At 70.8% G+C, this 20,763-nt stretch carries 19 protein-coding genes; 15 read left to right on the forward strand and 4 right to left on the reverse strand.

The window, feature by feature from the left end; genetic code table 11:
* The first annotated feature begins 134 nt into the window (after nt 1-134).
* The 9 genes from rpsB to SZ60_RS12295 all read left to right on the forward strand — a co-directional run bounded on the left by rpsB (nt 135) and on the right by SZ60_RS12295 (nt 7,060).
* Nucleotides 135-1,082: a 30S ribosomal protein S2 gene (gene rpsB, locus SZ60_RS12255; RefSeq protein WP_043596330.1), complete on the forward strand. Its 948-nt coding sequence runs from the start codon at nt 135-137 to the stop codon at nt 1,080-1,082.
* Between the two features lie 42 nt (nt 1,083-1,124).
* Nucleotides 1,125-1,952 carry a translation elongation factor Ts gene (tsf, locus tag SZ60_RS12260; protein WP_043596332.1) on the forward strand — a complete coding sequence of 276 codons (828 nt, stop codon included), beginning with the start codon at nt 1,125-1,127 and terminating at the stop codon, nt 1,950-1,952.
* A 151-nt stretch (nt 1,953-2,103) separates the two neighbouring features.
* Nucleotides 2,104-2,823: a UMP kinase gene (pyrH, locus tag SZ60_RS12265; protein WP_043596333.1), complete on the forward strand. Its 720-nt coding sequence runs from the start codon at nt 2,104-2,106 to the stop codon at nt 2,821-2,823.
* A 77-nt stretch (nt 2,824-2,900) separates the two neighbouring features.
* The gene (gene frr, locus SZ60_RS12270; RefSeq protein WP_043596359.1) at nt 2,901-3,419 is read left to right on the forward strand and encodes a ribosome recycling factor; all 519 of its coding nucleotides are present in this window, start codon (nt 2,901-2,903) and stop codon (nt 3,417-3,419) included.
* A complete protein-coding gene (locus SZ60_RS12275; RefSeq protein ID WP_082060117.1) occupies nt 3,419-4,417 on the forward strand; it encodes a phosphatidate cytidylyltransferase in 999 nt (332 codons plus the stop codon). Before frr ends, SZ60_RS12275 begins: the two co-directional genes overlap by 1 nt.
* 63 nt (nt 4,418-4,480) lie before the next feature.
* On the forward strand, nt 4,481-5,035 hold the full coding sequence (locus SZ60_RS12280; protein WP_052505373.1) for a DivIVA domain-containing protein: 555 nt from the start codon (nt 4,481-4,483) through the stop codon (nt 5,033-5,035).
* Between the two features lie 358 nt (nt 5,036-5,393).
* Nucleotides 5,394-5,972 (forward strand): transglycosylase SLT domain-containing protein, encoded by a 579-nt coding sequence (locus tag SZ60_RS12285; protein WP_137846995.1) that lies wholly within the window; start codon nt 5,394-5,396, stop codon nt 5,970-5,972.
* Nucleotides 5,973-6,020: 48 nt separating this feature from the next.
* On the forward strand, nt 6,021-6,320 hold the full coding sequence (locus SZ60_RS12290; RefSeq protein ID WP_043596338.1) for a hypothetical protein: 300 nt from the start codon (nt 6,021-6,023) through the stop codon (nt 6,318-6,320).
* Entirely contained in the window at nt 6,317-7,060 is a 744-nt protein-coding gene (locus SZ60_RS12295) for an alpha/beta hydrolase (RefSeq protein WP_231567155.1), read from the forward strand. The genes SZ60_RS12290 and SZ60_RS12295 overlap by 4 nt, the downstream gene beginning before the upstream one ends.
* Before the next feature lie 65 nt (nt 7,061-7,125).
* Here SZ60_RS12295 and SZ60_RS12300 read toward each other — a convergent pair whose 3' ends face one another.
* Nucleotides 7,126-8,184 (reverse strand): AI-2E family transporter, encoded by a 1,059-nt coding sequence (locus tag SZ60_RS12300; protein ID WP_043596340.1) that lies wholly within the window; start codon nt 8,182-8,184, stop codon nt 7,126-7,128.
* A gap of 73 nt (nt 8,185-8,257) precedes the next feature.
* Complete coding sequence (locus SZ60_RS12305) at nt 8,258-10,141, reverse strand: hypothetical protein (protein WP_156155598.1); 1,884 nt, start codon at nt 10,139-10,141, stop codon at nt 8,258-8,260.
* Nucleotides 10,142-10,382: 241 nt separating this feature from the next.
* On the opposite strand from SZ60_RS12305, the gene SZ60_RS12310 reads away from it, so the two are divergent.
* Together SZ60_RS12310 and SZ60_RS12315 are read left to right on the forward strand one after the other, a co-directional pair.
* Complete coding sequence (locus tag SZ60_RS12310; RefSeq protein ID WP_043596343.1) at nt 10,383-12,185, forward strand: hypothetical protein; 1,803 nt, start codon at nt 10,383-10,385, stop codon at nt 12,183-12,185.
* On the forward strand, nt 12,182-13,189 hold the full coding sequence (locus tag SZ60_RS12315; protein ID WP_043596344.1) for a tetratricopeptide repeat protein: 1,008 nt from the start codon (nt 12,182-12,184) through the stop codon (nt 13,187-13,189). Before SZ60_RS12310 ends, SZ60_RS12315 begins: the two co-directional genes overlap by 4 nt.
* Nucleotides 13,190-13,267: 78 nt before the next feature.
* Here SZ60_RS12315 and glgB read toward each other — a convergent pair whose 3' ends face one another.
* Both glgB and SZ60_RS12325 read right to left on the reverse strand, forming a co-directional pair.
* Nucleotides 13,268-15,508, reverse strand: a complete 2,241-nt coding sequence (gene glgB / locus SZ60_RS12320) for a 1,4-alpha-glucan branching protein GlgB (protein WP_082060118.1) — start codon at nt 15,506-15,508, stop codon at nt 13,268-13,270.
* A gap of 10 nt (nt 15,509-15,518) precedes the next feature.
* The gene (locus SZ60_RS12325; RefSeq protein WP_082060119.1) at nt 15,519-17,519 is read right to left on the reverse strand and encodes an alpha-1,4-glucan--maltose-1-phosphate maltosyltransferase; all 2,001 of its coding nucleotides are present in this window, start codon (nt 17,517-17,519) and stop codon (nt 15,519-15,521) included.
* Nucleotides 17,520-17,931: 412 nt separating this feature from the next.
* Here SZ60_RS12325 and SZ60_RS12330 point away from each other — a divergent pair, with 412 nt between their 5' ends.
* The 4 genes from SZ60_RS12330 to SZ60_RS12345 all read left to right on the forward strand — a co-directional run.
* Nucleotides 17,932-18,510: an alternate-type signal peptide domain-containing protein gene (locus SZ60_RS12330; protein WP_043596346.1), complete on the forward strand. Its 579-nt coding sequence runs from the start codon at nt 17,932-17,934 to the stop codon at nt 18,508-18,510.
* Between the two features lie 155 nt (nt 18,511-18,665).
* Nucleotides 18,666-19,265 carry a TasA family protein gene (locus SZ60_RS12335; RefSeq protein ID WP_043596348.1) on the forward strand — a complete coding sequence of 200 codons (600 nt, stop codon included), beginning with the start codon at nt 18,666-18,668 and terminating at the stop codon, nt 19,263-19,265.
* 59 nt (nt 19,266-19,324) lie between these two features.
* Nucleotides 19,325-20,203 carry a hypothetical protein gene (locus SZ60_RS12340; protein WP_043596350.1) on the forward strand — a complete coding sequence of 293 codons (879 nt, stop codon included), beginning with the start codon at nt 19,325-19,327 and terminating at the stop codon, nt 20,201-20,203.
* Nucleotides 20,194-20,763: hypothetical protein (locus tag SZ60_RS12345; protein ID WP_043596351.1), on the forward strand; the 570-nt coding region annotated here is incomplete at its 3' end. The genes SZ60_RS12340 and SZ60_RS12345, both read left to right, overlap by 10 nt.

A 20,763-nucleotide genomic window follows, 5' to 3' on the forward strand; every position in this document is an offset into this window, starting at 1 on the left:
ACTCGGTCCGAACGCGCCTCACGGTGTGCTCGGCGGACGTGTGCCCGGGCACCAGGCAGTGGCGACCGACCGGTCGCCCGACAACCGACAAGCAGGCGCACCCGCGGGTGCGCCCAGAAACAAGGAGAACGACCATGGCCGTCGTCACCATCCGCCAGCTGCTCGACAGCGGCGTCCACTTCGGACACCAGACCCGTCGCTGGAACCCGAAGGTGAAGCGCTTCATCCTCGCCGAGCGCTCGGGCATCCACATCATCGACCTGCAGCAGTCGCTCGGCTACATCGACAGCGCGTACGACTTCGTCAAAGAGACCGTCGCCCACGGTGGCACGATCCTCTTCGTCGGCACCAAGAAGCAGGCCCAGGGCTCCATCGCCGAGCAGGCCAACCGCGTCGGCCAGCCCTTCGTCAACCAGCGCTGGCTCGGTGGCCTCCTGACCAACTTCCAGACGGTCTCGAAGCGCCTCGCCCGCATGAAAGAGCTCGAGGACATCGACTTCGACGACACGACGCAGGGCTTCACCAAGAAAGAACTGCTGATCAAGAAGCGCGAGCTCGACAAGCTGCACAAGACGCTCGGTGGAATCCGCAACCTGACCAAGACGCCGTCCGCCCTCTGGGTCGTGGACACCAAGAAAGAGCACCTCGCGATCGACGAGGCCAAGAAGCTGGGCATCCCGGTCATCGGCATCCTCGACACGAACTGCGACCCCGACGAGATCAACTTCCCGATCCCGGGCAACGACGACGCGATCCGTTCCGTCGGCCTGCTGACGCGCATCGTCGCTGACGCCGCTGCCGAGGGCCTCGTGCAGCGTCACCAGAAGCCCGAGGACGCCGACCAGCCCGTCGAGCCCATGGCCGAATGGGAGGCCGAGCTGCTCGCGCAGGGCGAGGCCAAGGCCGCTGACGCTGCTGCCGAGGCACCTGCTGCCGAGGCGCCCGTCGCCGAGGCCCCCGTCGAGGAGAACGACGCCGACGCACAGGTCGCCGCGAAGCCCCTGGGCGAGCCGGTCGTCGAGCCCGTCGCCGAGGCGACCGAGGCCACGGCCGCCGAGCCGGCCGACGCCGACTCGAAGTAGTCCTCCTCCACCTCTCCGACTCCACGAAAGGAAGTCAGACACATGGCCAACTACACCATCGCTGACGTCAAGATCCTCCGTGACCGCCTCGGCGCGGGCATGGTCGACAGCAAGAACGCCCTCGAAGAAGCCGACGGCGACATCGAGAAGGCCGTCGAGATCCTCCGCGTCAAGGGGCTGAAGGGCGTCGCCAAGCGCGAGGGCCGTCAGACCACCGCCGGTCTCGTCGCCGCCAAGCCCGGTTCGGGCTACGCCACGTTGATCGAGCTCGCCAGCGAGACCGACTTCGTCGCGAAGAACGAGAAGTTCGTCGCCCTGGCCGACCAGGTCCTCGAGGCCGTGCACGCGGCCGGTGCCTCCAGCGCCGCCGAGGGCAACGCGGCCGCGATCGGCGGCCAGACCGTCGAGGCCTTCGTCAACGACGAGGCCGCCCTCATGGGCGAGAAGGTCGAACTGCGCACCGTCAACCGCATCGAGGGCGAGCAGTTCGCCATCTACCTGCACAAGACCTCGAAGGACCTGCCCCCGCAGGTCGGCGTGGTCGTCGGTTACACCGGTGACGACGCCGAGACCGCTCGCTCGATCGCTCAGCACATCGCCTTCGCCGCGCCGACGTACCTGTCGCGCGACGAGGTGCCGGCCGAGCAGGTCGACAAGGAGCGTGCCATCGTCGAGGAGACCGCGAAGAACGAGGGCAAGCCCGAAGCGGCCCTGCCCAAGATCATCGAGGGTCGCCTCACCGGCTTCTTCAAGGAGATCGCCCTGCTCGACCAGGCCTACGCGAAGGACAACAAGTTGTCGGTCGCCAAGGTCGTCGACGAGGCCGGACTGTCGATCACGGGCTTCGCCCGCATCAAGGTCGGCGCCTAAGCAGCACCGTGACGGGGCCCGAGACGAACGTGTCTCGGGCCCCGTTCCCGTGCCCGGCCGAGGTGACGACGCCGGGCGCATCATCGGCGACGGACGGCGACCAGCCCGAACTCGCTAACCTGGCTACGGCCACGACGAGACGGAGACTCGCATGACATCGGAAACCACCGGACGACGACGCGTTCTGCTGAAGCTCTCGGGCGAGGCCTTCGGCGGCGGCCAGCTCGGCGTGAACCCCGACGTGGTCGGTGCCATCGCCCGTGAGATCGCCGACGCGGCGACCGACGTCGAGATCGCGATCGTGGTCGGCGGCGGCAACTTCTTCCGTGGCGCCGAGCTCAGTCAGCGCGGCATGGACCGAGGCCGAGCCGATTACATGGGCATGCTGGGCACGGTCATGAACGCCCTCGCCCTCCAGGACTTCCTCGAGCAGGCCGGTGCCGCCACGCGTGTGCAGTCCGCCATCGCGATGACCCAGGTCGCCGAGCCCTACATCCCTCGTCGTGCCGAGCGGCACCTCGAGAAGGGACGCGTCGTCATCTTCGGTGCCGGCGCCGGTCTGCCGTACTTCTCGACCGACACCGTCTCGGCCCAGCGGGCTCTCGAGATCGGGGCCTCCGAGGTCCTCGTCGCCAAGAACGGCGTCGACGGCGTCTACTCGGCGGACCCCCGCCACGACCCGTCGGCGGTCAAGCTCGACCGGCTCACGTACCAAGAGGCACTGATGCAGGGGCTCAAGGTCGTGGACTCGACCGCCTTCAGCCTCTGCATGGACAACGGCATGCCCATGCACGTGTTCGGCATGGAAGGCGAGGGCAACATCGCCCGCGCCATCCGTGGCGAACGCATCGGAACCATCGTCAGCAACTAGACGACTAAACTCGACCGCGAACCGAACAAGGAGCACCAGTGGCGATCAACGACGTACTCACCGAGACGCGCGAGAAGATGGACAAGGCGCTCGACGCGGCCAAGAACGACTTCGGCACGGTGCGAACCGGCCGCATCAACCCGGCTCTGTTCCAGAAGATCCCGATCGACTACTACGGCAGCCCCACCCCGCTGGCCCAGCTCGCCTCGCTCCAGGTGCCCGAGGCGCGCACGATGATCGTCACGCCGTACGACAAGACGGCCCTCAAAGAGATCGAGAAGGCCATCGCGACCTTCCCGAACCTCGGGGCCAACCCGACGAACGACGGCACCATCGTCCGCGTCACGATCCCCGAACTGACGCAGGAGCGTCGCAAAGAGTTCGTCAAGCTCGTCCGCAGCAAGGGCGAGGACGCCAAGGTGCAGGTGCGCAACGTCCGTCGCAAGTCGAAAGAGGCGCTCGACGCCCAGAAGACCGAGGTCGGCGACGACGAGGTCGCTCGCGCCGAGAAAGAGCTCGAGTCGATCACCAAGGGCTACATCGACTCCATCGACGACGCGCTGAAGAAGAAAGAAGCGGAGCTGCTCGAGGTCTGATGAGACAGCGACCCGACGGCGCCGGCCCCGACGACTCGTCACCGGCTCAGAAGAGCACCCTCGGCAGTCGCCGGGCCGACTTCGACGCCCGTGCGCAGGCGGCCCGGCACGACATCGAGAACCAATTGCGAGCCGGCAAGGCGCGCCTCGACTCGCGCAACGAGAAGTTGACGGCGCGCACCGGACGCAACCTGCCGGCCGCCATCGCCGTGGGTGTGCTGCTCGGGGCTGCGGTCCTGCTGAGCCTGATCTTCGTCAAGGCGTTCTTCATGATCGTGGCGGCGGCCCTGATCGGCTCGCTGTGCTTCGAACTCGCCAGCGCCCTCCGCTTCGCCGGGCGGGACGTGCCCCGCCTGCCGAGCGTCCTCGCGGGCGTGGCCGTCGTCCCCGCGGCCTTCTACGGGGGAGCCGGGGGCCACTGGGCCGCACTCGTCGGTGGCATCGTCGTCGTGTCGCTGTGGCGTCTCGTCGAGTTGGCCCGTCCTTCGCACCGTGGTGGCGCCTCCTCGCTCGGTCGCGACCTGGGGGCCGGAGCGTTCGTCCAGATCTACTGCTCGTTCCTCGGCAGCTTCATGGTGCTGATGGCCGCCCGGCCCGACGGCCAGTGGTGGACACTGTCGGCACTCATCGTGGTGATCGCCGTCGACACCGGCGCCTACGCGACCGGGCTCAACTTCGGCAAGCACCCGATGGCTCCCCGCATCAGCCCGAAGAAGACCTGGGAAGGTTTCGCCGGCTCGGTGGCCGCCAGCCTCGTCGCGGCCGTGCTGCTGTCGATCTTCCTGCTCGACGAGCCGTGGTGGTTCGGCCTCGTCTTCGGCGGCGTCATCATCGTGACGGCCACCATCGGCGACCTGTCCGAGTCGCTCATCAAGCGTGACCTCGGCATCAAGGACATCAGCACCTGGCTGCCCGGTCACGGCGGTTTCCTCGACCGGCTGGACAGCACGTTGCCGTCGGCCGCTGCGGCCTACGGTCTCTACCTGCTCTTCGCTTAGGGGCGTCCCGACGAGGGTGACGGGCCGCGCGTCCAGCCGCTTGCCATCGGGCCATGCGGCATGATGGTGGCCGTGAGCAGCACATTCCCGATCGTTCCCAAGGGCAAGCGGGGTTACGACGTCGACGAGGTCGACGCGTTCCTGGACGAGGCCCGCAAGGCCTATGCCGGCGATGCCAGCCTCGGCATCGACTCCGCCCGCATCCGACGCACGGCCTTCGGGTTGATCAAGAACGGTTACTCGACGGCACACGTCGACGCCGCGCTCGAACGTCTCGAGGACGCCTTCGCCAGTCGCGAGCGTGAACGAGCGGTCTCGTCGGGGGCCGAGTCCACGTGGTTCTCGACCGCACGGTCCGGCGCCGAGGACATCGTGGCCCGACTCGAGCGACCGCAGGGACATCGGTTCGACCGGGTCGGCATCCTCACGACGGGGTACCACCCGCGCGACGTCGACCGCCTCACGCGGCGCCTGCACGGGTACTTCACCGACGGCCGTCCGCTCAGCATCGACGACGTCCGGGGATCGGTCTTCCGGGCCAAGCGTGGTGGCTACCGGGAGAGCCAGGTCGACCTCCTGCTCGACACGGTGGTCGACGTCATGCTCGCCGTGCGCTGACGGCCACGACCACGACCACTGCTGCCGCTCCGCCCGGCGGCGGGTGCATCCCGACACGCTGAGGCGTCGACCCTGGCCCTCCGGCGTCCCATCGGTTACCCTGGATGGACTCATGGGCAGGCACGCAGCGAATCCGACCCCCGGTCCCTCTCGACGAGAGCACCCGGCCGCGGTCGAACGACCCTCGACCCGTCGGCGCGTCCGCGTGCCGGCTTCGCAGAGCGTCGTCCGACGGTCGGCGGCCGGGTCCCTCGCGACCACCGGGCCCGCCCGCGACACGGCCCCCGCTGCTCGTCGACCGGGTGTCCCTCGTCGAGTCGTCCTGCCTCTCGTCGGTTTCTGTGCGTCGTTCGCGTTCGTGTCGGCATCCCTCGTCAACCCGCTGGCCGGTGCCGAGGCCGCGACGACCGTTCCTGGTGCCGCGTCGGTGCTGACCGCCCCCGGCCAGACCCTCACCGTCGCCGGTGCTGCCGTGACGGTGGCCGATCGGGACGCCTACGGAGTCACCGAGTACGTGCCGCCGCCGCCGCCGCCCGTCGTGGTGGCCGAGACCGAGAAGCCCGAGGCCTCCTCGGGTGCGACCTCCGGCACCGCCAAGAAGTCCTCGGCCGCTCCCGTGGCGGGAACTCCCGATCCGGGCAGTGCCAAGGCCGTCGCTGCAGAACTCGTCGCAGCTCGTGGCTGGGGTTCCGACCAGTACGACTGCCTCGTGTCCCTGTGGCAGAAAGAGTCCGGCTGGAACGTCTACGCGTCCAACCGTTCGAGCGGTGCCTACGGCATCCCCCAAGCGCTGCCCGGCAGCAAGATGGGTTCCGTCGGTGCCGACTGGCAGACCAACCCCGCGACGCAGATCACATGGGGCCTCAACTACATCGGTGGCCGGTACAGCACACCTTGTGGTGCCTGGGGTCATTCGGTCGCCAACAACTGGTACTGACCTCCCGCGCGGCCCTCGACCCCGAGGGCCGTTGCTACGCTGGTCGTCATGCCCCGCAGCAACCGCTCCCGTCGCTCGCGCGACCGGCGTGAGGCCGACGAGGCGTACGACATCAGCCGGGCGTCCTTCGGCGGCCTGACGGTCGAGACCAAGCACGGGCGTTCGTTCAACGTGCAGTCGGTCTCGGCGTCGTCGGCCGTCAAAGAGTACGTCTGCCCCGGCTGCTCGCTGGGCATCGCTCCCTCGACACCGCACGTCGTGGCCTGGCGCGCTGACGGGCTCTTCGGCGCCGAGGACGACCTGGCGGCGCGCCGTCATTGGCACACCCACTGCTGGAGGATCTCGTGACGACCCCCGACACCCACGCCCTCGAGATCCGCGGGGGAGTCCTGCTGCCCGCGCGCCGCGAAGACGTCAAACTGCACACCGGCGACGGTCTCACGCTGGTGGGCGAATTGAGCCTCCCGGCGGACCGCGAGCCCGTCGGCACGATCGTCGCGCTGCACCCCCTGCCCACCGCCGGCGGGTTCATGGACTCCCACGTCATCCGCAAGGCCGCGGCCCGCCTGCCGGCTCTGGCCGACCTCGCCGTGCTCCGCTTCAACTTCCGGGGGGTGTCGTCCCCTCGCGGCCGGTCCGAGGGCGAGTTCGGCGAGGGAGTGGCCGAAGCGGCCGACCTCGCCGCTGCCGTGGCCTTCGTGCGCGAGCGGGGCCTGCCCGTCCCGTGGTTGGTGGGTTGGTCGTTCGGCACCGAGGTCGCCCTGAAGCACGGCCTCGACGTCGAGGTGGCGGGGGCCGTCCTGTTGTCCCCGCCCCTGCACCGCACGTCCGACGCCGAGCTCGAGGCCTGGCACGGTTCCGGACGGCCCGTGGTCGCCGTCGTCCCCGAGTTCGACGACTACCTGCGGCCCGACGAAGCGCGACGACGGTTCGCTCTCCTGCCCGAGGCCGAGGTCGTCGCCGTCGAGGGTGGCAAGCACCTCTGGGTCGGTGAGAAGCAGACCAGCCGCGTGCTGGCCGAGATCGTCGGTCGGGTCGCCCCCGGTGCCCTGCCGCTGCCGTCCACCTGGCCACCCCGCGCCTCCTGACGGCATGGCCGCCGGGTGGCGGCCCGCGTCGCCCACCGTGGGCGCGGCCGGCGGTGCCGATCGCCTCAGAGCTGGTTCTGGCGCGGGACGTAGACCTCGCGGATGATCAGCAGGATCGACGCGGCGACCGGGATGGCGATGAGGGCGCCGAGCACGCCCAGCAGCGTGCCACCGACGAGGGCCGCGATGACGACGATCACGCCCGGGACGCGGACCGCCCGACGCATGATGCGAGGACTCAGCAGGTAGGCCTCGACCTGCATGTAGACGAGGTAGTAGACGGCTGCGGTGACCCAGGTGGCCGGTGACTGGGGCAACAGCGCGATCTGCGCCAGGACGATGATCGCCGAACCGCTGATGGTGCCGACGAGGGGGATGATCGAGCCGAGGAACGCGATGAACGCGAAGACTGCCGGTTGTTGGGCGCCGATGATGGTGAGGAACACGAAGCTGAGGATGCCGTTGAGTGCCGCCAGCGTGAACTGACCGATGACGTACCGACCCACCGACTGGCTGATCTGTTCGGAGATGTCGATGAACGTGGCCCGTTTCGAGGCCGGGACGAGCTGGTACAGGGCGCGCTTGACGCTGTTGATCGACGACGTGAAGTAGATCGTCAGGATGACCACGACGACCGTGCCGAACAGGCCGTTGCCGATCGCGACGCCGACGGCGAGGACTCCGCCACCGATCGTGACGACGTTGTCGGGGTTGGTCAGGAAGTCGACGATGGAGTCGAGGGCGTTCTGCACGTCGAAGACGTTCTGCGGGACGAGTTCTTGCAGGTTGTCGACGAACTGCTGGGTGGTGACGCTCTGCAGGTACGAGGTCAGCGCCTGGATCAAGCTCGTGGTCTGCTGCACGATGACGGGCACGATCGCGAACACGACGCCCACGAAGGCTCCGACCACCGCCACGAGGACGATCACGATGGCGATGCCCCGGGGCACCCGGCGCTTCTCGAGCCACGAGACGATCGGGTCGAGGCCCAGCGAGATGAACAGGGCCGCGCCCACGTAGGTCAGGATCGTCGAGAGTTGGCCGACGGCGCCGCCGATCACGAGGGCGACGAGCACACCCAGGCCCGCGAGCAGGCCGATGCGGAACGGATTGTGGATCTTCACGGGCGGGCTCCTGTCGACGGCGCGGGCCGGTCGAGGCCACGGCGGCACCGACTGCCCGACACGGCCTGTCGCCCTACTCTGGCGTACCGCCGCCGACTTGTCCGATCATGCCACGCAGGTTCTCGAAGTAGTCGGCGACGGCGTCGCGTTCGCGCGTGATCTCGGCCAGGCGCTCTTCGGCGTCGCCGATGAGGTCGTCGGCCCGCTGCTGAGCATCGGCCAGGATCGACTGCGAGCGTTCGTCGGCGTTGGTGAGTACCTCGTGAGCCGTCTCGTCGGCATCCGTCCGCGTCGTGCGTGCGTACTCGTTCGCGCTGCGCTCGAGCTCGTCGGCCTCGCGTCGCACCTCGGAGGCACGACGGGTGGCCCCGGCGAGCTGCTCGGCCGCCGAGTCGAGCAGTTCTTGGGTCTCGGCGACGGCTTGCTGGTGTCGCTGCGTGAGCTCGACCTCGGCCTCGTCGCGACGGGCGAGCAGCTCGACCTCGAGGTCGGCTCGTCCCTGGTCGACGTCGCGACGCAGGTCGGCCGTGGCCCGCTCGCGGTCGGCCTCGAGCCCGGCACGGACCCGGATGTCGTCCGCGGCCAGTCGGGCGCGCTGCGCCTCGGTCTCGTCCGCCAGGGCGGCGCGGGCCTCGGCGGTCTCGGCGGCGAGCTCGGCGCGGGCCTGCTCGATCTCGGACGCGAGGCCGGCCCGACGGTCGGCGTCCTCGCGGGCGAGTCGGTCGGCCTGCGCCTCGCTCTCGCGGGTGAGGCGCTCGTCGGTCTCGACCGTGACGCGCTCGATGCGCTCCCGTGACGTGGTCTCGGCGAGGTCGAGCTCGTCACGGCGACGCCGGGTCTCTCGGTCGAGCTCGGTGCGGGCGTCGGCCACCTCTTTCTCGAGTTCGGCTCGGGCCTGTCCGATCTCGGCCGCGAGGCGGTCGCGACCGGTGGCGATCTCGCGTTCGAGTTCGACCCGGGTGGACTCGACCTCGTCGGTGAGGTCGGCACGGGTGGCATCGACGTCGCGGGCGAGGAGCGCCCTGGTCTCGGCGACCTCGTGGGCGAGCTCGGCTCGGGCCGCGGCGACGTCGCGCTCGAGTTCGGCGCGCTGGGCCGCGACGTCGTCGGCCAGATCGGCGCGGGCGGCTGTGATCTCGCGCTCGAGTTCGGCGCGGCGGGCGCCGACCTCGGCGTCGAGGTCGGAACGGGTGGTCTCGTCGAGCCGGGCCAGTTCGGCGCGGACCGTGACGCCCTCGCGGTCGAGGTCGGCGCGCTGGCGCTCGGAATCGCTCTCGAAGACGGCTCGGGCCTCGCGTGTGTCGGCGGCGAGCGTCTCGGCTTCGTCGCGGGCCTCGGCGAGGTCGCGGGCGACGGCGGCCCGCTGCTCGGCGACCTCGTGCTCGACCTCGGCCCGAAGCGCTGCGGCCTCGCGTCGCGCCGTCGAGACGTTCTGGGCGGCCTCGGTGGCCGCCGAACCGCGGATCGAGATGGCGTCGCGCTGAGCCTCTTGCAGCAGATCGCGCGCCTCGGCCTTAGCACGCGCGACCAGGCGGTCGGCGTCGGCGGTCGACTCGGCGACCTGCGCCGCGGCACGGCCCCGGGCGTCGTCGAGCACGGCCGCGGCCCGTTCGGTGGCGTCGTCGACCAGGCGCTTCGCCTCGGCCGTGGAGGACGAGCGCAGGGCCTCGGCGTCGATGTCGGCCTGGCTGATCAAGAGGGTGGACTGCTGTTCGGCCAGACGCAGGGTCTGCTCGAGCTTGCTGCCGAGGCCCGAGTACGTCGGGGTGCCGGCCTCTTCGAGCTCGGCACGGATCTCGTCCACCCGTTGCTGGAGGAACGCGACCTCGCTCGCCCGGTCGGCCCGGTCGGCGTTGGCCTTGATGAGCTCGCGCCGCAGGTCGCCGAGCACGCGGTCGACCTCGTCCTTGCGATAGCCCCGGAGTTCGATGCCGAAATCGGCTTCGTCAGCGGCCACGGTGTCTCCTTCGGTGCAGGGTTCGGGCCAGGGGAGCGCGGCCCGCGACACGATGCTAGTGGGATGCCCTCGACGGACGCCGACCGACGGGTTAGGCGCCTCTCAGCCTCGTCGGATACGCTGAGCCGTCTTAAATTCTGCTGCCGCGCCCGGCCTCCTGGCCAGGCTCGTGCGAGGCCCGTCGTCGACCACGACGGTTCCTGGCGCCCCGACCGGGATGGTGGCTCGGAGGGAGAGAAACGTGCGTTTCATCGTCGCAGTCGTCGTCGTCGTCCTGGCGGCGGTGATGGTGGCGTTGGGCTTCGCCCAACGCACCGTCTTCGCGCCCCCGCCGAGCGTGTCGTCCCAGGTCGACACCAGCGACTCCGACGCGACCGTGACGGTCGTCCCGGCCTCGGCACTGCACGGCCACGACGGGCGTCAGACGGTGTCGGTCTCGGGTGGCGACACCGCCTTCGCCGCCTACGGCCGCACGTCCGACGTGCTCGGCTGGGTGGGTGACGCGAGCTACAACGAGGTCGAGTACGACCAGACCACCGGCGAGCTCGCCAGCCGCACGGTCGCCGGCGACACCACCGAGGTCCCCGACCCGACCGACTCCGACCTCTGGTTCGACCAGTTCACCGGCAGCGACCTCACCTTCTCGCTCGACGCGCCCGACGACGTCTCGCTCGTCATCGTCTCGGACGGCACGCAGCCGGCCCCGGCCGACGTCCGCATCACCTGGCCGCTCTCGACCGCGACGCCGCTGGCCGGCCCGCTGATCGTCGGCGGCCTCGTGGTCCTGTTGATCGGCATCGGCCTGTACGTCTGGGCGATCCTGCACCACCGACGCACGCGCGGCCCGCGCCGGCGCTCGGGCGACGGCAAGCGACCCCGTCTGTCGCGTCGGGCCGGCCGCAAGGCGGTCAAGGCGCTCGACGCCGCCGGCACCGAGACGCTCGCCCCCGGACGTGGTCGTGCCCGCGGCATCCGTCGTCTCGTCGCCGTGGCACCGATCGTGCTCGTCTCGTCGCTCGCCCTGTCGGCCTGCACCGCCGACTACTGGCCCCAGCAGGCGCCGGCGGCCGGTTCCGACTCGGCCACCCCGACGCCGACGCCCACCTCGACCGACGGCACGGAGTCCGGTGACCAGGGCACGGCGCTGCAGCCCCCCGTGATCAGCGTCGCCCAGGCGAAGAGGATCGTCGAACGCATCTCGGCCACCGCGACCGAGGCGGACGCCTCGCTGAACGCCGATCTCGCGGCCACCCGCTTCACGGGTCCGGCGCTCGAACAGCGCCAGGCCAACTACACGATCCGTTCCAAGGACGCCGCGGCCGCCGCCCCCCTGGCCATCCCGACCGGCACCGTCACGCTCACGTTGCCCCAGCAGGCCGATTCGTGGCCACGGTCGGCGTTCGTCGTCGTGCAGGACGCCGACACGAGCGTCGCACCCGTCGCCCTCACGCTCGAACAAGAGACCGCCCGAGACCCGTACAAGGTCGAGTACGCCGTCAGCCTGCAGACGCAGACCCCGCTGACGGTCGCCCCCGCGTCGATCGGCGCCGCCCGGCTCTCGCCCGACGTCAAGCTGCTCAAGCTGCAGCCCGACCAGCTGGCCGAGGCCTACGGCGACATCCTGCGCAACGGCGACGAGAGCCAGTACGCCGCCCAGTTCCAGACCGACGGCGACAGCCTTCGTGAGAAGATCGGCAAGGCCTACAAGGACGCCAAGCGGGCGGCCCTGCCGACCACTGCGTCGATCGACTACACGTCGCAGGCCGACGACGAGACCCCGGTCGCGTTCGCCACCAACGACGCCGGCGCCATCGTCTCGGTCGCGTTGAACGAGATCGAGACCGTCAAGCCGACGGCCACCGGCGCCAAGGTCAACCCCGAGGGCACCGTCAAGACCCTGCTGGGCCTCGACGAGTCGTCGAAGGGCATCGAGGCGACCTACGGTGTCGAACTCTTGTTCTCCGTCCCGCCCGTCGGCAGCGACGACCCGATCGTCCTGCTCGGTTTCAGCCAGGCCCTCACCTCTGCCAAGGAGCTGCCATGACCAACCTTCCCCCCGTTCCCGCAGGTCTCCGCGGCGCCGTCGACCTCTCGTCGCTCGTCAACCGCCCGCCGGCCCCGGCCTCGGCCGGCCCGTCGGACGGCTCGCCCGTCGACGGCGCGACCGCAGGAGGCGCGGGTGGCGCCCCGGCCTCGGCCGCCGGTCAGGTCGCGGTGCCGGGCCTCGTGCTCGACGCGACCGACGCCACCTTCACGCAGGTCCTCGAGATCAGCAACACCGTCCCGGTGATCGTCGACCTCTGGGCGGAGTGGTGCGGCCCGTGCAAGCAGCTCTCGCCGGTCCTCGACAAGCTGGTCGGCGAGTACGCGGGCCGCCTGCTGCTCGTCAAGGTCGACGTCGACGCGAACCCCCAGCTGACGCAGGCCTTTCAGGCCCAGTCGATCCCCGCGGTCGCCGCGGTGATCGGCGGCCGACCCGTGCAGCTCTTCGTCGGAGCCCTGCCCGAGGCCCAGGTGCGCGACGTCTTCGAGCAGGTGCTCGAGCTCGCCGCGCAGAACGGCGTGACGGGCACCGCGGTCGTCGACGGCGCCCCGGTGGGTGAGGCCGACGAGGTCGAGCCCGCGCCCGAGCCCTTGCCCCCGCACCACCAGGACGCCTACGACGCGATCGATCGGGGCGACTACGCCGCGGCGATCACGGCCTACAAGACCGCCATCGCCCAAGACCCTCGTGACCAGCTGGCCGTGGCCGGTCTCGCCCAGGTCTCGCTGCTCGAGCGGCTGCAGGGCGCGTCGCTGGCCGACGTCCGTGCGGCGGCCGCCGCCGCCCCCACCGATCTCGACGCCCAGCTCGACGTGGCCGACCTCGACCTCAGCGGCGGCCACATCGACGACGCCTTCGACCGCGTGCTGACCGTCTTCCCGTCGCTCGACCCCGAGGGTCGTGACGCGGCCCGGGCTCGCCTGCTCGAGTACTTCGAGATCGTCGGGGTAGACGACCCCCGGGTGGCGACCGCCCGCCGTCGTCTGGCGATGCTGCTGTACTGAGCCGCGCCTCCTGCGTGGACGACGGAACCCCCGCGACCCGGAAGGGTGGCGGGGGTTCCGTCGTGGAGGGGCCGTGGCTCAGCGGCGCAGCTTGAGCCAGACGACGCCGAGCGGCGGCAACTGCACGTCGGCCGCGGCGGGGCGTCCGGCCCAGGGGTCGTCGGTCGCGGTGACGCCGCCGAAGTTGCCGACACCCGAACCGCCGTAGACCTCGGCGTCGGTGTTGAGGATCTCGTCCCAGCGACCGGCCTCGGGCAGACCGAAGCGCATGCGCACCGGCTCACCGGAGAAGTTCGCCAGGACGGCGATCGACTCGCCCGAGCCGGACTTGCGCATGAAGGCCAGGACGCTGTGCTGCGCGGCACCGCCGTCGATCCACTCGAAGCCGTCGGTGTCGAAGTCGTGCGCCCAGAGAGCGGGCTCGTCGCGGTAGACCTCGTTGAGGCGGGCCACCAGGCCGTGGAGCCCCTGGTGGGCGGGCTGGTCGAGGATCCACCAGTCGAGCCCTCGTTCTTCGCTCCACTCGCCGGGCTGCCCGAACTCGCTGCCCATGAAGAGCAGCTGCTTGCCGGGGTGGCCCCACATGTACGCGAGGTAGGCCCGCACGTTGGCGAGCTTCTGCCACTCGTCGCCAGGCATCTTGTTGAGCAGGGACCCCTTGCCGTGCACGACCTCGTCGTGGCTGATCGGCAGCATGAAGTTCTCGCTGAACGCGTACACGAACGAGAAGGTGATCTCGCCGTGGTGGTGCGAGCGGTAGAGCGGGTCCTCCGCGACGTAGCCGAGGGTGTCGTGCATCCAGCCCATGTTCCACTTGAGGCCGAATCCGAGGCCGCCCTCGCTGGTCGGGCGGGTGACGCCGGGCCAGCTGGTGCTCTCTTCGGCGATCATGACGATGCCCGGGTGGCGCTTGTAGGCCGTGGCGTTCGCCTCTTGCAAGAAGCTGATGGCCTCGAGGTTCTCGCGTCCGCCGAACTCGTTCGGCAGCCATTCGCCCTCGTTGCGGCTGTAGTCCAGGTAGAGCATCGAGGCCACGGCGTCGACGCGCAGCCCGTCGATGTGGAACTCCTCGAGCCAGTAGAGCGCGTTCGAGACAAGGAAGTTGCGCACCTGCGAGTCGCCGAAGTTGAAGACCAGCGTGCCCCAGTCGGGTTGTTCGCCGCGGCGCGGGTCGGAGTGCTCGTAGACGGCGCGGCCGTCGAACTTCGCGAGGGCCCACTCGTCCTTCGGGAAGTGCCCCGGCACCCAGTCCATGATCACGCCGATGCCGGCCTGGTGCAGCCGGTCGATCAGGTACCGCAGGTCGTCGGGGCTGCCGAAACGGCTGGTCACGGCGTAGTAGCCGGTCACCTGGTAGCCCCACGAGCCACCGAAGGGGTGCTCGGCGAGCGGCATGAACTCGACGTGGGTGAAGCCGAGCTCGCCGACGTACTCGATCAGCTGGTCGGCCAGTTCGCGGTAGTTCAGCCCGGGTCGCCACGAGCCGACGTGCAGTTCGTAGACACTCATCGGGCCGGCGTGGACGTCGTTCTCGGCGCGGGAGGCCATCCAGGCGTCGTCGGACCAGGCGTGGGCGGCCCTGGTGATCACCGAGCCGGTGAGCGGCGGCACCTCGGAGGTGCGCGCCATGGGGTCGGCGCGCTCGACCCAGACGTCGTCGGGGGTGAGCACCTCGTACTTGTAGATGCCGTCCGTCACTCCGGGCACGAAGAGCTCCCAGACGCCGTTGCCGTCGAGGCGGCGCATGGCGTGCCGCTCGCCGTCCCAGCCGTTGAGGTCGCCCTTCACGCGGACGGCACGGGCGTGCGGCGCCCAGACGGCGAACGAGGTGCCGGTCACGCCCTCGTGCTCGCGCACGTGGCTGCCGAGCATCTTCCAGAGTTGCTCGTGGCGGCCCTCGCCGAAGAGGTACAGGTCGAACTCGGTGACGGTGGGGGCGAAACGGTAGGGGTCGTCGGAGACCCACGCCGCGCCTCCTTCGTAGGTCGCCTCGATCGTGTACGCGCCGACGGGCTCGCTCGTGACGCCCTGCCAGAGGCCGTGGGCCACGTGCTCGAGCGCGAACGACGACCCGGAGGCGCCGGTCACGGTGACCGTATCGGCCAGCGGTCGGACGACGCGGACGGCGGTGCGGCCGCCGCGGGGGTGGGCGCCGAGGACGGCGTGCGGGTGGCCGTGGGTGCCGGCGGCGGCGGAGAAGACCTCGTCGTCGCCCAGGGAGAACAGGCCGTCGGTGTCGCTCGTCTCGGCGGGGTCGACCCGGGTGTCGGTGCCCTGGTCGAGGCCGGCGTCGGGGCCGGTCGGGGGAGTGGTGGTCATCGGGGTGCTCCTACGGGGCTCGGTTGAGGTCGACGGAGAGCACGTGCACCGGTTCGACGAAGGCGTCCAGTCGGACGTAGTTGTCGTCGCCCCAGGTCCACGACTGACCGGTGATGAGGTCGCGCACGGTGTAGGTGCCACCGGGCTGCAACCCGAACTTCGTGACGTCGAGGTGGACGGTCGTCTCGCGCGCGGAGTGCGGGTCGACGTTCGCGACCACGATGATGCCGTCGGCGCGTCCACTGCGGGTGTGCGCACGCGACAGGTACTTCGAGAAGACGAGGATCGACTCGTCGTCGCTCGAGTGGATCTCGAGGTTGCGCAGCTGACGCAGGGCCGGGTGGGAGGCGCGGATGCGGTTGAGCTGCGTCAGGTACGGCGCGAGCGAGGCCCCGGCCTCTTCGGCGGCGGCCCAGTCGCGGGGCTTGTACTCGTACTTCTCGTTGTCGATGTTCTCTTCGCTGCCCGGTCGCGCCACGTCCTCGAAGAGCTCGTAACCCGAGTACACGCCCCAGGTCGGAGAAGCGGTCGCGGCGATCGCGGCCCGGATCTTGTAGGCCGCGGGTCCGCCGAACTGCAGGTAGGGCGTGAGGATGTCGTGCGTGTTGACGAAGAGGTTCGGGCGCAGCCAGGCGCTCGTCTCCTTGGACAGCTCGTCGAGGTACTCCTCGAGTTCCCACTTCTCGTTGCGCCAGGTGAAGTACGTGTACGACTGGTGGAACCCCACCTGCGCCAGTGCCTGCATCATGGCCGGCTTGGTGAACGCCTCCGAGAGGAAGACCACCTCGGGGTTCGTCTGCCGGATCTCGTGCAGCAGCCACTCCCAGAAGCGCACCGGCTTCGTGTGCGGGTTGTCGACGCGGAAGATCGTGACGCCGAGCTCGATCCAGTGCCGCACGATGCGCAGCACCTCGCGGCTCACGCCCTCGTAGTCGTTGTCGAAGTTGAGGGGGTAGATGTCCTGGTACTTCTTGGGCGGGTTCTCGGCGTAGGCGATCGTGCCGTCGGGCAGGGTCGTGAACCACTCGGGGTGCTCGGAGACCCAGGGGTGGTCGGGCGAGCACTGCAGCGCCAGGTCGAGGGCGAGCTCGAGGCCGGCGTTCTTCGCGGCGTCGACGAACCAGCGGAAGTCCGCGACGGTGCCGAGGTCGGGGTGCACCGCGTCGTGCCCGCCGTCGGCCGAGCCGATGGCGTACGGCGAGCCCGGGTCGGCCGGACCGGCGGTCAGCGAGTTGTTCGGGCCCTTGCGGAACGTCGTGCCGATCGGGTGGACGGGCGGGATGTACACGACGTCGAAGCCCATGCGGGCGATCGACGGGAGCCGGCGGGCCGCGGTGCGGAACGTCCCGCTCTTCCACGTGCCGTCGGCCTGCTTGCGAGCGCCCTCGCTGCGGGGGAAGAACTCGTACCAGCTGCCGAGGCCGGCACGGCTCCGCTCGACGCGGAGTGCCTCGGGCGCGCTGCGCGTGACGAGGCTCGCGAGCGGCTTCACCAGGAGGACCGCGGCGAGGCGCGGGTCGGTGGCGACGCGGAGGCGCGCGGCAGGGGAGAGGGCGGGATTCGCGAGTGCCTTGGCCGCGTCGCGGATGAGGGTCGTGTCGGGGTACTCGTCGACGGCGTCGGTCAGCAGTCGACTGCCGAGGGCGAAGGTGACCTCGACGTCGAGTCCGGCCGGCACCTTGATCTCGGCCGCGTGCAGCCATGTGGCCCAGTCGTCGGTGTAGGCCTCGACCTGCCAGGCCCAGTCGCCTTCGGTCTCGAGCTGCACCTGGGCCGTCCACCGATCGGTGCCGGGGATGCCGGCGACCATGCGGTGCCGGGTCTCGGCGCCCTCGGGGTCGATCGTGACGAGGTCGGCCCCGATCAGGTCGTGGCCCTCGCGGAAGACGGTCGCCCCGAAGGTGACCACCTCGCCGGAGAAGGCCTTCGTCGGGAACACTCGGTCGGGTGTCGTCGGGGTGAGGCCCGTGATGGGGATCCGCCCGACTCTGGGTTCGTATGCTGTCGCCACGCTGTCGACCGTACCCGGTCTGGCCCGCCCGGTCCCGACCCTGACGCGACCCGGGCCCCGGACGGGGTGCCGGGTGCGGATCGGGGTGCGGTTCGCGCATTTCGGGGTACAAACGCGTGTCCGCCCTGTCGCCGACAGACGTCACGGTCCGTTTTGTCCCCCCAACTGGGTGCATGCATCGGCATGGATGGCCTGTCGGCACTTTGGGGGACCGCGTAATGTCGGATCTGTCGTCGCGGCCTGCCCGCCCGAAGAACCCGAACTCCTCGAGAGCCCGGCGCCCGACGACACCGATCGGCCGCCCGACCCGGAGCCGACAGCCCCTGCAGCGCCGTGTGCCACCCCGACGTCGACCCGACCGACGGTGCACGGCGGTGCTCGAGCGCGCCTCGGCGCGCGGAACAGGACCCACATGAACAAGCTCGTCAAGGGTGCCGTCGCCGGTGCCGCCGGCATCGCCCTCCTCCTCGGCGGCGCCGGGACCTTCGCCCTCTGGAACGCCAGCACCGAGGTCAACGCCGCCAGCGTCGCCTCGGGCACCCTCTCGCTCACCCAGTCGTCGGCGGGCAGCTGGACCGACGTCACGAACGGCCGGAGCACGGCCCTGACGACCGCCCAGGTCGCCGCCTACAAGATCGTCCCCGGCAGCAAGCTGCAGTTCACGCAGCCGATCACCATCGCCGCCTCGGGCAACGACCTGCGGGCCGACCTCACCTACGACGCGGCCTCGGTCACCGGCAGCCTCAAGCCGTACGTGACGAACACGCTGACCCTCTCGACGGCCGCCGGCTCCACGACCCTGCCGTCCGGCGTCACCGCGGGCAGCACGGCCGGTAGCTACGTCGTCGCCCCCGTCTCCGCCGGCAGCACGTCGGCCGTCGCGACCTTCGTCGTCGAGTTGCCCTCGACGGTGTCCGACGCCGCGAGCCAGGGCGGCACCCTCGACCTGAGCAAGCTGACCTTCACCCTGAAGCAGCGCGCCATCGCGTAGCCGGTGCCGGTGGCCCGACGGCCGCTGCACCCCGCCTCTCCGACCGGCGACCGGACCGCACCCGACGCGGTCCGGTCGCCCCCTCCCGTCCGACCCGCCCGACCAGGGGCTCACGGGCCACCGCATCGCACGACCGACCACCAGGGGGTGAGACGTTGACCGGACAGCCCGGCGGACGCGCGCGTCACCGCTCGCCCGAGCGCGCCTCCTCGTCCCGTCGTCCGCTGCGCTCGCTGTGGGCGGGGACGGCGATCGTGGCCGGGGCGGTCACCGTCGCGCTCGTGGCGACCGGCGGGACGTACGCGCTGTGGAACTCCGCGGTCGCCCCCACGGCCGTCACGGTCGCGTCGGGCACGGCGGGACTCTCGGTCGGCGGCGTCAAGGCCCTCGACACCTCCGCCCTCGGCCCCGGCGGCGCCACCGCGGGCACGTTCAGCGCGACGAACACGGGCTCGGTCGCCCTGGCCATGCGGGTGTCGGCCGGGACCACCACGGCGTCGGCATCCGCCCTGCCGGGCGAGCTCACCGTGAAGCTCGCGGCCGTCGCGAAGTCCGCGGACTGCGTCGCGGGCGTCGGTGGGTACTCGGCGCGGCCCTCGGCCTTCGACACCGGCAGCGGCTACTTCACCCTGCCCGCCGGCGCCACCGCGACCGGGTGCATCGTCGTCACCCTCGACTCGGACGTCCCGGCGACCCTGCAGAACCAGACCTCGTCGATCGGGCTCGTCCTGACCGGGACGCAGGTGGCCCCGTGACCGGGCGCCGCGTCGTGAGCGGACGGCGGCACGCGATGGGCCCACGGCCCCGGTCTGGCGTGCGATCGGTCCTGGCCGCCGTCGTCGTCGGCGTGATCGTCGGCGTCGCCCTGGCCTCCGGAGGGGCGGCCTCGGCGCTCTGGACGGCGTCCGCCACCCTCACCGAGCAGGTCAAGGCCGGCGCCGTCGGGCTCACGGCCGGCACGGTCGACGGTCTGCAGGCCGACTACTCCGGATCGACCCGGTCGCTCACGGCGCCCTGGACCTTCACGAACTCGGGCACGGTCGCGGCCACGTACTCGACGCGCGGCAGCCTGAGTTCGGGCAGCTCCGCCGACCTCGCCGCGTCGATCGCCGTCGTCGGCTGGCCCGTGTCCGCGGCGTCCGCCTGCACCTCGACGGCGGCCGTCGGCTCGGGGAGCGTCAGCGGCACCTGGTCGGCCGCGCCGAACCTGTCGGGCAGCCTCGCCGCCAAGGCCAGCGCGACCTGGTGTCTCCGCACCTCGATCGCGACCTCGTCGCCCACCGGACGCGTCAACCCCGTCCTCACCGTGTCGCTGGCCGCAGGGTCGTGGACCGCCACCCCGCAGGACCGCCGCATCGTGCAGAACAACACGATCGTCCCCGCGCAGACCGCGGTCTGCCGCACCGACGGCGAGGCCTACGCCTGGCTCGACTTCGACCCGTCGACCCGCGCGACCGCGACCCGCTACGCGACCTACGTCGGCAGCACCCGGGTCTCGAACAACGAGCAGACCGGCGACTACCCGCATTTCGCCTTCACCCGCGACAACGTGCCGAAGGACCCCTTCGGCGACGGCCTGATCAGCGTCGATATCCGCGTGATGGTCGACGGCCAGCCGACCGACCTCATGGCCGTCGGCACGCTCAAGGTGGTCTACGACCAGTACGGGACGAGGAACATCCAGTGCGGGTGACCGGCGGCCGGGCGATCGCGGTCGTCGTCGCGGTGCTCGTCGCCACCGGCGGCGTCCTGTCGGCCGCGGCTTCCGCCACGGCCGCCGCCGCGCCCCGCCTGATGGTCAGCGGTGACGGCGAGCACTGGCAGGGCCGCCTCGACTCGGCGCTGTTCGGCGACGACCTGCGGCTCGTCCCCGGGGCGAGCACGACGGGCACCTTCTGGGTGAAGAACCTCTCGAGCGAGCCGGCCGCGCTCAGCGCCCGCCTCGTCGACGTCACGACCTCGTCGCCCGCCTTCGCCGAGGCGGTCACGGTCAGCTCGCACTCCGACCTCGACGTCGGCGACCTGCCGCCCGTCACCCTGGCCGGTGACGGCTGCACCCCCGTGCTCGCGCCCGTCCGGCTCGCCGCGGGGCAGGAGGTGCCGGTCACCGTCTCGGTCGCCCTGGACGGTTCCGCCGCCGACGGCACCGGCGACCAGACCCTCGACTTCGGCGTGCTCGTCACGCTCACCGGCCTGGCCGGGGCGGCCGTGCCGGCGGGCTGCGCGTCGGCCGGGTCCGCCGGTGCGGCGGAC

Origin of the sequence: Frigoribacterium sp. MEB024 (genome assembly GCF_000878135.1) — a bacterium.
Classification (GTDB): domain Bacteria; phylum Actinomycetota; class Actinomycetes; order Actinomycetales; family Microbacteriaceae; genus Frigoribacterium.